The organism is Nitrosomonas sp. sh817 (genome assembly GCF_030908545.1).
Classification (GTDB): Bacteria; Pseudomonadota; Gammaproteobacteria; order Burkholderiales; family Nitrosomonadaceae; genus Nitrosomonas.
The window spans coordinates 976229-989431 of sequence record NZ_CP133083.1 but is presented as its reverse complement, the minus strand read 5'-3'; the positions used below and the strand labels follow the sequence as shown (position 1 = coordinate 989431).

General features: G+C 53.5%; 7 protein-coding genes. 3 read left to right on the top strand and 4 right to left on the bottom strand.

The window, feature by feature from the left end:
* The first annotated feature begins 231 nt into the window (after positions 1–231).
* On the top strand, positions 232–1233 hold the full coding sequence (locus RBH92_RS04685; protein WP_307933479.1) for a YheT family hydrolase: 1002 nt from the start codon (positions 232–234) through the stop codon (positions 1231–1233).
* Between the two features lie 128 nt (positions 1234–1361).
* On the opposite strand, the gene trhP is transcribed toward RBH92_RS04685, so the two are convergent.
* Complete coding sequence (gene trhP / locus RBH92_RS04680; RefSeq protein WP_374049951.1) at positions 1362–2729, bottom strand: prephenate-dependent tRNA uridine(34) hydroxylase TrhP; 1368 nt, start codon at positions 2727–2729, stop codon at positions 1362–1364.
* Positions 2730–2788: 59 nt separating this feature from the next.
* Between trhP and dnaE the strand changes: the two genes are divergently transcribed.
* Positions 2789–6274 (top strand): DNA polymerase III subunit alpha, encoded by a 3486-nt coding sequence (gene dnaE / locus RBH92_RS04675; RefSeq protein ID WP_307933926.1) that lies wholly within the window; start codon positions 2789–2791, stop codon positions 6272–6274.
* Between the two features lie 731 nt (positions 6275–7005).
* On the opposite strand, the gene RBH92_RS04670 is transcribed toward dnaE, so the two are convergent.
* From RBH92_RS04670 to RBH92_RS04660, 3 genes are all read right to left on the bottom strand, one after another.
* On the bottom strand, positions 7006–7239 hold the full coding sequence (locus RBH92_RS04670) for a hypothetical protein (protein WP_307933478.1): 234 nt from the start codon (positions 7237–7239) through the stop codon (positions 7006–7008).
* Positions 7240–7747: 508 nt separating this feature from the next.
* The gene (locus tag RBH92_RS04665) at positions 7748–8344 is read right to left on the bottom strand and encodes a histidine phosphatase family protein (protein ID WP_292925518.1); all 597 of its coding nucleotides are present in this window, start codon (positions 8342–8344) and stop codon (positions 7748–7750) included.
* Positions 8345–8609: 265 nt separating this feature from the next.
* On the bottom strand, positions 8610–9434 hold the full coding sequence (locus RBH92_RS04660) for a TRAP transporter TatT component family protein (protein WP_307933477.1): 825 nt from the start codon (positions 9432–9434) through the stop codon (positions 8610–8612).
* A gap of 278 nt (positions 9435–9712) precedes the next feature.
* On the opposite strand from RBH92_RS04660, the gene mfd reads away from it, so the two are divergent.
* The gene (gene mfd, locus RBH92_RS04655) at positions 9713–13171 is read left to right on the top strand and encodes a transcription-repair coupling factor (protein WP_307933476.1); all 3459 of its coding nucleotides are present in this window, start codon (positions 9713–9715) and stop codon (positions 13169–13171) included.
* Positions 13172–13203 lie beyond the last annotated feature (32 nt).

Here is a 13203-nt window from a genome sequence, read left to right as displayed (position 1 = left end):
ACGGAACGCAGCAACCGGGACATATCAACAAGATAGGCGAGGATGCGAGTACCGCGTAACGAAGTGATTCGCCCATGCAGTCAGTTAATCAGCATTTCCCTAACAAACGATTTCTAAAAACCAGTCTCTATCTCGTGACCAGTCAAAGCTGGTCACGATCATTTTTGAATCTGCAGCAATTTTAGGTATAGTTGCGAAATTTTGTATCAATCCAACTTGCGCGAAGTATCTATGCCTGAAATTGCTATCCCTCTATACACCGAACCGTATGCCGCGCCGTCTTGGTTGCCAGGCGGAAATCCGCAAACACTCTATCCCTACTTCAATAAACCTTCGCCGCTTTACCGGTACCGGCGCGAACGTTGGGAACTCGATGATGGTGATTTTATTGATGTCGATTGGGTCGATGGTTCTCGCACTGCACCCCTCGTTATTTTTTTTCACGGCCTCGAAGGTGATTCGTCGAGCCATTACATTTTGAGTATGATCAATGCGCTGCAACCCTACGGCTGGCGCAGTGCCGTGATTCACTTCCGCGGCTGTTCCGGCACTCCCAACCGGTTGGCGCGTGCTTACCATTCCGGAGATTCACTCGAGATCGATTGGATGCTGCGCCGCATGCATCGCGAACATGCTGCCTCGCAACCCATTTATGTCATCGGGGTATCGCTTGGCGGCAACGTGCTATTGAAATGGGCTGGAGAAAACGGTGAACACGCCAATCAGATGATCGCCGGCATCGCCACGATTTCCGTTCCGCTGGATTTGGCTGCCGCCGGCGCAGCGCTGGATATCGGATTTAACCAGGTCTATGCACGGCATTTTCTGACTTCGCTGAAAGCCAAGGGACTGCAAAAGGCCGCGCAATTTCCGGGCTTGCTGAACGCAACTGCGCTAAAAAAATGCAACACGATTTATGACTTCGACAATCTCGTCACCGCACCGCTGCATGGATTCCGCGACACCGACGAATATTGGCGGATTTCGAGCAGCAAACAATGGTTGCCGCATATCCGCGTGCCGGCTTTGGTCATCAATGCCCGCAACGATCCTTTCGTGCCCGCAGCGTCATTGCCCTCAGCGCACGAGGTTTCGTCGACGGTACTACTCGAATTCCCGCAACAAGGCGGTCATGCCGGATTCATGCGCGGCCCGTTTCCGGGCAGATTGGATTGGCTGCCGCAAAAAATACTCAGTTTCTTTCAGTACCAATGTCAAGGAAACGCTGATTAATTCGCCGAGCAAGATGAGATGCAAGGCGGATGGAGCGCAGGAAATGAGACATATCATGAAGATAGGCAAGTTTCTGAGCACCACCCAACGCAGCAGATCGCTTGTGTAGGCAATTAATCAGTGTTGCCTTAAAAAAACCGGGCAACAAACGCATTCTCCATATTTCCGGCAAGCGGTATCTTGACGCGGTGACCACTGCCAGGCGCAACCTGTACCGGCCGCCCTGCGGTATCGAGCATTTGCGCTAACTCAACCACTTGATTGCCGGACGGATGAATGATCTCCAAGCGGTCACCGACTTGAAAACGGTTCTTCACCAGAATTTCCGCCATGCCGCTCGCCGCATCGAAACCGGTGACATCGCCGACATACTGGCTGCGGTTGGATTCGGAATGGCCGCGCAGATAGTTTTGCGTTTCGTGAGTGCTGTGACGCTGGTAAAAACCGCTGGTATAACCGCGGTTAGCCAACCCTTCCAGTTCACCGAGCAACGCCGGATCGAACGGTTTATTGGCGACGGCATCGTCGATCGCTTTACGGTAAACTTGGGCGGTGCGCGCGACATAATACAAAGACTTTGTGCGCCCTTCGATCTTCAGTGAGTCCACACCGATCCTGACCAGCCGTTCGACATGCTCGACGGCGCGTAAATCCTTGGAATTCATGATGTACGTGCCATGCTCGTCTTCCATGATCGGCATCAATTGGCCGGGACGTTCCTTTTCTTCGATCAGATACACCTGATCGGCCGCCGGGTGGCGCTCGACCGGTCCGCACCCGGCGGATAGCGCGGATTGCTCCGACTGTTGCATCACCTGGCCGAAATCGAAATCAATTTTTCCGATCTCTTGAATATCACCGCTTGGATTTTCTTCCGCTGCTTTCACCTTGTAATCCCAGCGGCAGGAATTGGTGCACGTGCCTTGATTCGGATCGCGGTGATTGAAATAACCCGACAGCAAGCAACGGCCGGAATAAGCGATACACAGCGCGCCGTGCACGAACACCTCGATTTCCATGTCCGGGCAAAGATCGCGGATCTGCGCCACTTCGTCCAGCGACAGCTCGCGCGACAGAATTACCCGCGTCAAACCGATTTTCTGCCAGAACTTAACACCCATATAATTCACCGTGTTGGCTTGCACCGACAAATGAACCGGCACTTCCGGCCATTTTTCCCGCACCATCATGATCAACCCCGGATCCGCCATGATCAGCGCATCGGGCTTCATGGCAATGACCGGCGCCATGTCATCCATATACGTTTTGACTTTGGCGTTATGCGGCATGATATTGCTGGCGACAAAAAACTTCTTTCCGGCCGCATGCGCTTCGGTAATGCCGGTCTTGATCTGTTCCAAGGCGAATTCATTGTTACGCGCACGCATTGAATAACGCGGCTGCCCGGCATACACCGCATCGGCGCCAAAGGCATAGGCGATGCGCATTTTTTCCAAAGTACCGGCCGGAAGTAATAGTTCTGGTGATTTCAACATAAGGTAAAATATCGTTCGATTAATCTATGACAGTGTCAGTTGATCCGGATTGTAACACCATGCCAACCACCCCTGCTTTTATTCATTTGCGGCTGCACAGCGAATTCTCCATTCTGGATAGCACAATCCGCATTCCCGATGCGGTGGCGAAAACAGTGGCGGATAAAATGCCGGCTCTGGCATTGACTGATCTTGCCAATCTGTTCGGATTGGTCAAATTTTACCAAGGCGCCATCAAGCATGGTGTTAAACCGGTGCTTGGTTGCGATGTCTGGATCACCAACGAAACCGATCGCAACAAACCGCTCCGCTTGCTCCTGCTGTGTCAATCACATGCCGGTTATTTACTATTGTCGCGGCTGCTATCGCGTGCTTACCGCGAGAACCAATATCATGGCCGGGCTGAAATCAAGGAAGCATGGCTGTATCCGGATGAATATGGCACGGCGGGACTCATTGCATTATCGGGCGGACGCTTCGGCGACATCGGCCTCGCCATTCTGCAAAACAATCCGCAGCAAGCCGAGATACAAACCCGCAAGTGGGCGGATTTGTTTTCCGGCCGCTTTTATCTCGAACTCCAGCGCGATGGTCATGCGCAAGAAGCCATGCTAGTGCAGCAAACGCTGATGCTGGCGCAAACACTCGATCTTCCTGTGGTCGCCACACATCCCGTGCAATTTCTGAATGCCGACGATTACCGCGCGCACGAAGCGCGCGTCTGCATTGCCGGAGGTTATACCCTGGATGATAAACGCCGTCCGAAGCATTACACCGGACAGCAATATTTCAAAACCCAGGATGAGATGGCGCAACTGTTCGCCGACATACCCAGCGCGCTGGCCAATACCGTTGAAATCGCCAAGCGTTGTAATCTGGTGTTGGAATTGGGGATCAATCGCTTGCCGTTGTTTCCGACTCCCAACAATGAAAGCCTCGATCAGTACCTGCGGGACCAAGCGGCGGCTGGGCTGCACAAACGCATGGCACACCTGTTTCCGGACGATCGGATACGCGCCGGCAAACTGCCGCAGTACCTGGCACGCCTGGAATTTGAGGTCAACACCATCATCCAGATGGGATTTGCCGGGTATTTTCTGATCGTCGCCGACTTTATTAACTGGGCCAAGCAAAACAACGTACCCGTCGGCCCCGGACGCGGTTCCGGCGCCGGCTCGCTGGTTGCCTATTCGCTCGGCATCACCGATCTCGATCCGTTGCGTTACGATTTGCTGTTCGAGCGTTTTTTGAATCCGGAGCGGGTTTCGATGCCGGATTTCGATATCGATTTCTGCCAGGACCGGCGCGAGCTGGTGATCGACTATGTCAAGCAGCGCTACGGCACCGGCAAGGTATCGCAAATCGCCACCTTCGGTTCGATGGCGGCAAAAGCGGTGATCCGCGACATCGGCCGGGTGATGGATTTGCCGTATAACTTTGTCGATCAGCTCGCCAAGCTGGTACCGTTCGAAATCGGCATGACTTTGAAGAAAGCCCGTCAGCTCGAACCGCAGCTCAACCTGCGCGCCGAGGCCGAGGAAGACGTGCGCAACCTGCTGGAACTGGCGGAAAGTCTCGAAGGCTTGACACGCAACGTCGGCATGCATGCCGGCGGTGTCTTGATCGCATCGAGCGAAATCACCGACTTCTGTCCGATTTACTGCACCGAATCGGCGGATTCGGTCGTCAGTCAGCTCGACAAAGACGATGTTGAAAAAATCGGCTTGGTGAAATTCGACTTTCTCGGCTTACGCACGCTGACGATTCTCGACCGCGCCGTGGGCTATATCCGGCAATTGCACCCCAGCGATGATCCTTCGGCAAAACCCTTTTCGTTGGAAACATTGCCGCTGGACGACGAAGCAACTTATGCATTGATGCGCAAAGGCAATGCGGTCGGGATCTTCCAGTTTGAATCGCGCGGCATGATCGACCTGCTGCAAAAAGCCAAACCTGACCGCTTCGAAGACATCATCGCGCTGGTCGCATTGTACCGGCCCGGCCCGATGGATCTGATCCCGGAATTCATCGACCGCAAGCATGGCCGGAAAAACATTGAGTATCTCGACCCACGCCTTGAGCCGATTCTCGGCCCGACCTACGGCATCATGATTTATCAAGAACAAGTCATGCAAATCGCGCAGGTGATCGGTGGCTACAGCCTCGGCAGCGCGGACTTACTGCGCCGCGCGATGGGTAAGAAAAAAGTCGAGGAAATGGCGCAGCAGCGCGACATTTTTGTGACTGGCGCAGTCGCCAACGGCTTGAGTGAGGACAAAGCCGCCGAATTGTTCGGCTTAATGGAAAAATTCGCCGGCTACGGCTTCAACAAATCGCACGCTGCGGCGTATGCGTTGATCGCCTTCCAGACCGCTTACCTGAAAGCACATTATCCGGCAGCATTCATGGCAGCGTGCTTGTCCGCCGATATGGACGACACCGACAAAGTGCAAATCTTCATTGAAGACGGCATCGCCAACGGTCTGAAAATTCTGCCGCCGGATATCAACCAGTCCGCTTACCGCTTTATCCCAGTCGACAACCAAGCCATCCGCTTCGGCCTTGGCGCCGTCAAGGGCACCGGCGAATCGGCGATCAACTCGATTGTCGCAGTGCGCGAGCAAGACGGTTCTTTCGCGGATCTATTTGATTTTTGTAACCGCGCCGACCGGCGTATCGCTAACCGCCGGGTCATGGAGTCGCTGATTCGCGTCGGTGCATTTGATACCCTCAATCCCAACCGCGCCAGCCTGATCGCATCCGTCGGCGTGGCGATCGAGGCCGCCGAACAGCAGAGCCAGGCCAGCAACCAAGCCAATTTATTCGGAGATTTCGACAGTCAATCGCATCTGCAGACGCAACTGATACAGACCGAACCTTGGAGCGAACGCGAACAGCTGCGCCAGGAAAAAATCGGATTGGGATATTACTTCAGCGGTCATCCGTTTGACACCTACGCGCCGGAACTCAAGCGCTTCATCCGCACCCGCCTTGATCGCTTAAATCCTAATCGCGAGCCGCAATTGCTGGCCGGCATCATCCACTCGCTACGCGTGCAAATGACGCGCCGCGGCCGCATGGGTGTCATCAATCTCGATGACGGCAAAGCGCGCGTCGAAGTGGTGGTTTTCAGCGAGCTGTTCGATGCCAATCGCGCCTGGCTCAAGGAAGATCAATTGCTGATCGTTGAAGCGAAGGTCAGCAACCGCGCTTACAATGGTGAAGAAGACAGCGAACTGCGCATCACCGCCGAGCAACTGCACGACCTCGCCGGAATCCGCACACGCTTTGCCAGCCGGCTTGTAATCCGCTGCGACGCCGCCGCGCCCGATCTAATCGCCAGCCTCAAAACGCTGCTGACCCCCTTCTCCCCGCAAGCGCAAAAACCGTACCCCCATTATTGCCCCGTCACACTGATTTACCGCAATGTTTCCGCCATAACCGAATTGGAATTGGGAAACGACTGGCGGGTGTATTTGCACGACGATTTGCTGGAATCCCTGGATGGGCATTTCAAGAACGGAAATGTTGAAGTTGGTTATTAAAAAATCGGCTTTAGACTAGGGAAACTGATTAATTGACTGCATGAGCGAATCGCATCAATGCGCGGTACTCGCATCCTCGCCTATCTTGTTGATATGTCCCGGTTGCTGTGTTCCGTGCGCCTCGTGCTTCATCTCACTCGTTGAATTAATCAGCATTTCCCTAACAAAAGCAATCTGCCGCAACGAGACGGAATATTTTGGATCGTTCCCCGGTAATCGTCCTTTTGTCTACACATCAATATCTTAGAGTTTTATCACCAGAAGACAATAACCCAAAGAGATAGCAACGATTTGGTGCCGGCGGTTGCAACCACCCCGGCCAATCGCAATGGCAGCAAGCCGCTGCCGGATCTGCTCGACAAAGCTAATTTGCGACGCAGCAGCCAAGCGTGTTAGCTCAATGCAAAAGGAATGCCTGGTACCTGCTAAAGACGGTGATACCGTTTTGATTCAGCATCACCGGTGATTTAAATTCTAATCGTTGTTGTAGTTTTATATTGGATGCAGGCGGTTGCGACTTTCACACCCATCACAACCGCCCATTTGATCCATTCCTTAGCAAGGAATGTTTACCGCTATTTTTATTTTTATGTTCTTGCAACTGGTTAATGCTGTGCATTCTTTGCTGATCGTTTCATACTCTTGCTTGTGACGAACAATTCACCAAACTTTCACCAGTTAACAAAACCGCATATTGCCAGATTATTTACAAAGCCTTAGCCAGTGGTTAATTACCGGCTGATTACTACCGATTCATTTGCATCGGCATAGTTGTCATTTTTAGTTTTTTGCGATGCCGTTCTTGGAACAATGTATCCGCCTGGTTTACCCGTTGCCGGATCGATCCAGTAGACATTGCTTTTACCTACTTTAATGTTGCTCTGTCCTTGAGGTGCTTCAGGCAGTGATGAACAAGCAGACAAAAAAGCCGTAGCAGCTAACAGTGTAATAAGTTTCAATTTCATTTTTCACTCCTCTATCTAATAATTAAACCATCAGACAGCAATTCGATAATTCTATGATGCTACTGCTGTGATTTTTTCTTTTATGAAGTTCCGTTCAACTCCAAACTATGCCGCCGCTGGAAATGACTTGGTACCGTATTACAAAATGATGATTACCGAAAAACCGCTTTCTTTCTGTGGCAATTCGAATCATTTGTGCGAACTATAGCGGGATTAAACCATAAGAACAAATCAATTATTCTGATATTTATGATAGATTTTTACTTATAGATCATCAATGCATTGAACAAAGAAGTGCCGGTTGCGATTGCTTTCCGCGTGTTATTGCTTTGCATCGGCCTTTCCGGGAGCATTTCTGACTTTAAGGAAATGCTGAAAATTCGGTAAGCAAGATGAGATGCGAGGCGCGGATGGAACGCGAAAAACGAGACATACCAGAGCGGCAGATGAATTTCCGAGCACTACCCAATCGGCTTACGCCGCGAATTACTCTGTACGCTGCATTTCCTTAAGTCAATTTGCCGTTCAGAAACTCCACCACACCACCTTCAGCAGCATGGCGAATGCGGGTTACGCCGCCGTTGCTGATTTTGACGCGGTAAAGTCCGCTCGGCGCGGCGTGGAGGGTCTTGGCGATGATCGCGCGCATCACGCCGGCATGCACGACAATCAAGATACGGCCGTAAGGGTGTTGTTTGATGATTTCATCGTAAGCGGCGCTGACGCGTTCGATAAAATCATCGAGCGGCTCGGCACCCGGTGGACGGCAGTTGACCGGATCCCGCAGAAACGCTTGATAGTCGTCCACGCGGCCGATCTTGATTTCGTCGTGGCTGAGGCCTTCCCATACGCCGAAACCGACTTCCTTAAAGCGCGATTCGATCGTGACCGGAATACCGTGGCGTTCGCCCAGTGCCGTTGCGAATGCTTCGCATCGCAATAGCGGTGAAGTCACGATATGGCTCCATTGGCAGTAATCGCCAACCGCATTCCACATTTGCGACCACCCTTTCTCGGTTAGGGGATCGTCGACACCATGACCGCGATAGCGGCGCCCGCCCGCCGGCTCACCGTGGCGGATTAAATCAATGACCGTTTCTGCCATAACACTCAACCAATAAAAAAATCGGAATATTGGCAGTTTATCCGATTTGAGCGATATGAAGCGTGAGATAAGTCAAAAAAGACTGCTTGCGGCGGGGTCGGCGGTTGATGGCTATTCTGGTAAAGCTCTAGGGGAAATACTGATTAATTGCCTGCGCAAGCGATTGGCTGCGTTGAGTGGTACTCAGAAGCTCGCTATCATTTCGACATGTCTCGCTCCATCCGCCTTGCCTATCATCTTGCTCGGCGAATTGATCACCGTTTCTCTAGTAATTCCCCAAGCGGATATTGGATCCGCCGGTTTTCTTGACGACTCCGAGCGCGATATCGACATATTCCGCGAATTCCAGCGCATCTTCTTCGGCAATCGGTGTCGCTAGCACGAAATCCGCATGCCTGCGTGCTTCATCTTTTCTGCCGGTGTCGTACAGCAATTCGGCGTAAAAGGCACGGGTAATGACGTCTTCGGGGAAAAGCTCGTGAGCGCGTTTGAGGTGTGCCAATGCTTTCTGGTTACTGCCAAAACTGATTGGGAAGCCCGGCAGTTTGTGGTACATACGGCCCAGCGCCCGGTGCGCGCCGGCATTTTCGTATTTTTCATCCAACTCGACCACTTTCAGCAGCAATTCTTCCATCGGCCGCAGCATTCTCAGCGCGTTCAGCATACCGCTGTCTTCCGCCATTTTCCCCATGGCGGCGGCTTTCCAGAAAAGACCGCGGACATCATTGGGATTGATCGTCAATGCCCGGTCTGCCGTTATGATGCAGCGCTCAAACAATTGCATCCGGTGATCTTTATCGAGTTCCAGTTGCGCACGCATGAATTTCAGGCGTGAAAGCTCGGCGATCGCAGCCGATTCGCGGGTATTCCTCGTCAAATCGCGGAACCAGTCGATGGTTTGCACCAGCAAGGGCGTATCAACGGCGTATCGCCACACCGCCCATTCAATTTTTTGCTGATTCTGCTCGGTTAATACCGCAGCAGCCGCAAAGTTTTGTGCAAAAGCAGCCATCGTCATACAAACAACCGCAATCATCTTGTATGAAGAGAGCATCATCTTTTGTTCCAATTGCGATAGATTCATATCCATAAAAGCGCTCACGTCTATTTAGCCAGCACTGCGGTTTACATATTCTAAGTCAAATACAAGGATTTAAGCTACATACGATAAGAATAGCGCTATTTTGGGCAGTTTAAAACCATAAATAACACGGAAATTTACGCATTGTTTCTAGGGAAACGCTAATTAATTGACTACACGAGCGAATCACTTCGCTGCGCGGTACTCGCATATAATAGGCGGATTTTGATGATTACCCCATCTACCCGGCTATGACTTTTAGCACAACAAAAAGACAATTTTATTAAATGCAACAAAAACCGATTTTACCCGCGCCGGGAGCTGTTCTCCGCTATGCCGATTTTGACGGTTCCAGTGACGCTTTGTTTCTGGCGCAACTCGCGCAACCAGCAAAACCCGTGACGATCATCACCGCCAATGCACTCGATGCGCAGCGGCTGCTGGAAGAAATTCCTTTCTTCTCGCCCGGCTTACGGACGCATTTGCTGCCGGACTGGGAAACGCTGCCGTACGACACCTTCTCGCCGCATCATGATCTGGTGTCCGAACGGCTGGCAACGTTGTATCAAGTAATGACCGGCGCTTGCGACATATTGATCGCGCCGCTCACCACCGCGTTGTATCGCATGCTGCCGCGAGAATACCTGGCCGCGCATACGTTTTTCCTCAAGCAAGGCGAAACCCTGGACGTCGCCGCGTTGCGCAGCCAATTGACCTTGGCCGGTTATTCGCACGTCACGCAGGTATTCTCTCCGGGCGAGTACAGCGTGCGCGGCGGTTTGATCGACTTGTTCCCGATGGGTAGCCCGCTGCCGTACCGCATCGACCTGATGGACAACGACATCGACACCATCCGCACCTTCGATGTCGATACGCAGCGCAGTATTTATCCGGTCAAGGAAATCCGGCTGCTGCCGGCGCGCGAATTTCCGCTCGACGAAACCGGACGCACGTTTTTCCGCGGCAAGTTCCGCGAACAATTCGAAGGCGATCCGTCGAAAAAACAGATTTACAAAGACATCAGCAAAGGCGGCACGCCCGCCGGTATCGAATACTATTTGCCGCTGTTTTTCGAGCAAACCGCCACATTATTTGATTATTTGCCGGATAACACGCTGCTCTGCTTGCACCACGATGTCCGCCCGGTGATCGACGAATTCTGGCGCGACACCCAATCGCGTTATCAACTACTGCGCGGCGACACCGACCGGCCGCTATTGCCACCCACCGAACTGTTCCTGTCCGGCGACAGCTTTTTTGCTCAGATCAAACCGTACGCGCGTGTCGAACTGCTGGTCAAGCCCGAAGATGTCAAAGTCACCGGCGAAAAAACCAGCGCACCGCTGCCAGCGGTGCAAGTCAACCGGCATGTGGAAAACCCGCTGGAAAAACTGGCCGTGTTCACCGCGCAATTCAAGATGGGCGGCGGGCGCGTGCTGCTGTTGGCGGAAAGTTTAGGGCGGCGCGAACTGATCGCCGAGTATTTGCAGCAATACGATTTGCATCCGGTCGTTTGCCAGGATTTCACCGCATTTCTGGGCAGCAAGGAGCCTTTCATGCTCGGCGTCGCGCCGCTGTACACCGGCTTTATCGAGCAAGCTGCAAAAATCGCTTTTATCACCGAAAGCGAATTGTACGCCACGCACGTGCACGGCCGCCGCGAGCGCGAATCGCGCAAATCGTCGACATCGACCGACAACATCCTGCGCGACCTGTCCGAAATCAAACCGGGCGATCCGGTGGTGCACGAGCAGCACGGCATCGGCCGTTATCTTGGGCTGGTCAGCATGGACGTCGGCGAAGGCGAACCCGGCGAAATGAGTGAATTCCTGGCATTGGAATACGACGGTGGCGACAAACTGTACGTGCCGGTGTCGCAACTGTACCTGATCGGACGCTACAGCGGCGGCGCGCCGGAATCGGCGCCATTGCACAAGCTCGGCAGCAGCCAGTGGGACAAAGCCAAGCGCAAGGCGATGCAGCAAGTGCGCGACACCGCGGCGGAATTACTGAATCTGTACGCACAGCGCGCTGCGCGAGAAGGCCATAAATTCTCGCTGCAGCAGCACGATTACGATGCCTTTGCCGAAGGTTTCGGTTTCGAGGAAACGCCCGATCAAGCGGCGGCGATCAAAGCCGTAATCGAGGATTTGACTTCCGGCAAGCCGATGGACCGCCTGATTTGCGGCGACGTCGGTTTCGGCAAAACCGAAGTGGCGTTGCGCGCTGCTTTTATTGCAGTCGCCGACGGCAAGCAAGTCGCCGTGCTGGTTCCGACCACGCTGCTCGCTGAGCAACACTTCCAGAATTTCTCCGATCGTTTCGGTCTGATCGCCGATCAATGGCCGGTCAGAATCGCCGAGCTGTCGCGTTTCCGTTCCGCGAAGGAGCAAACGCAAGCGCTGGCCGGTCTCGGGAAAGGCGAAATCGACATCATCATCGGCACGCACAAACTGATTCAGAAAGACGTGCACTTCAAGAATCTAGGGCTGGTGATTATCGACGAGGAACACCGTTTCGGCGTGCGGCAAAAGGAACAGCTGAAAAAAATGCGCGCCGAAGTGGATGTGCTAACGCTGACCGCCACGCCGATCCCGCGCACGTTAGCGATGTCGCTGGAAGGGCTGCGCGATTTCTCCATCATCGCCACCGCGCCGCAACGCCGCTTGGCCATCCGCACTTTTGTCAGCAGTTTCTCGATGGGCATCATCCGCGAAGCCTGCCTGCGCGAACTGAAACGCGGCGGGCAGATTTATTTCCTGCACAACGAAGTCAGCAGCATCCAATTGATGTACGAGAAACTGTCCGGCCTGCTGCCGGAAGCGCGCATCAACGTCGCCCACGGACAAATGCCGGAACGCGAACTGGAACACGTGATGCGCGACTTTTACCAGCAGCGCTTCAACATTCTGCTGTGCACCACGATTATCGAAACCGGCATCGACATCCCCAGCGCCAACACCATCATCATCAACAACGCACACAAATTCGGCCTGGCGCAACTGCATCAATTGCGCGGCCGGGTCGGGCGCTCGCATCATCAGGCTTACGCGTATTTGCTCACGCCGCCGGAAGAAGCGCTCGGTGGACAAGCCAAGAAACGCCTGGAAGCGATCCAGGCGATGGAAGAACTCGGTTCCGGCTTTTATCTGGCGATGCACGACCTGGAAATCCGCGGCGCTGGGGCGGTGCTCTCCGAATCGCAAAGCGGGGAAATGCAGGAAATCGGTTTTAGCCTGTACAGCTCAATGCTGGATACCGCGATCCAGTCGCTCAAGCAAGGCAAGGAACCCGACATGCAGCACCCGCTGGGCGTCGCCACCGAAATCAACCTGCACGTGCCCGCGCTATTGCCGGAAGATTACTGCCACGACATCCACGAACGCCTGGTGCTGTACAAACGCATGGCCAATTGTACCGACAACGACCAGCTCGACGACATGCAACGCGAACTGATCGACCGCTTCGGCCTGCTGCCCAACCCGGCGCGCGCCTTGCTCGACTGCCACCGCGTGCGCATCATCGCCAAACCGCTCGGCATCACCCGCATCGACGCCAGCGCCGACAGCATCCAAGTGCAATTCATCCCCAACCCGCCGATCGACTCGCTCAAAATCATTCAACTGATCCAAAGCAGCCGCGAATACTCACTCTCCGGCCAGGATCGGTTGAAAATTCTGGTGAAGATCGAGGATGTGAATAAGCGGGTAATGCGGATTAAGGAGTTGATACAGAAGTTGGGGTGAATAGTTGAAGATATTTTTCCCACGGGTTTATG

What these genes read in the sequence shown, in the direction of transcription:
- trhP (WP_374049951.1), bottom strand. Translation starts at nt 2,729, where the DNA reads ATGTTGAAATCACCAGAACTATTACTTCCGGCCGGTACTTTGGAAAAA.
- RBH92_RS04665 (WP_292925518.1), bottom strand. Translation starts at nt 8,344, where the DNA reads ATGGCAGAAACGGTCATTGATTTAATCCGCCACGGTGAGCCGGCGGGC.
- RBH92_RS04685 (WP_307933479.1), top strand. Translation starts at nt 232, where the DNA reads ATGCCTGAAATTGCTATCCCTCTATACACCGAACCGTATGCCGCGCCG.
- RBH92_RS04660 (WP_307933477.1), bottom strand. Translation starts at nt 9,434, where the DNA reads ATGGATATGAATCTATCGCAATTGGAACAAAAGATGATGCTCTCTTCA.
- RBH92_RS04670 (WP_307933478.1), bottom strand. Translation starts at nt 7,239, where the DNA reads ATGAAATTGAAACTTATTACACTGTTAGCTGCTACGGCTTTTTTGTCT.
- dnaE (WP_307933926.1), top strand. Translation starts at nt 2,789, where the DNA reads ATGCCAACCACCCCTGCTTTTATTCATTTGCGGCTGCACAGCGAATTC.
- mfd (WP_307933476.1), top strand. Translation starts at nt 9,713, where the DNA reads ATGCAACAAAAACCGATTTTACCCGCGCCGGGAGCTGTTCTCCGCTAT.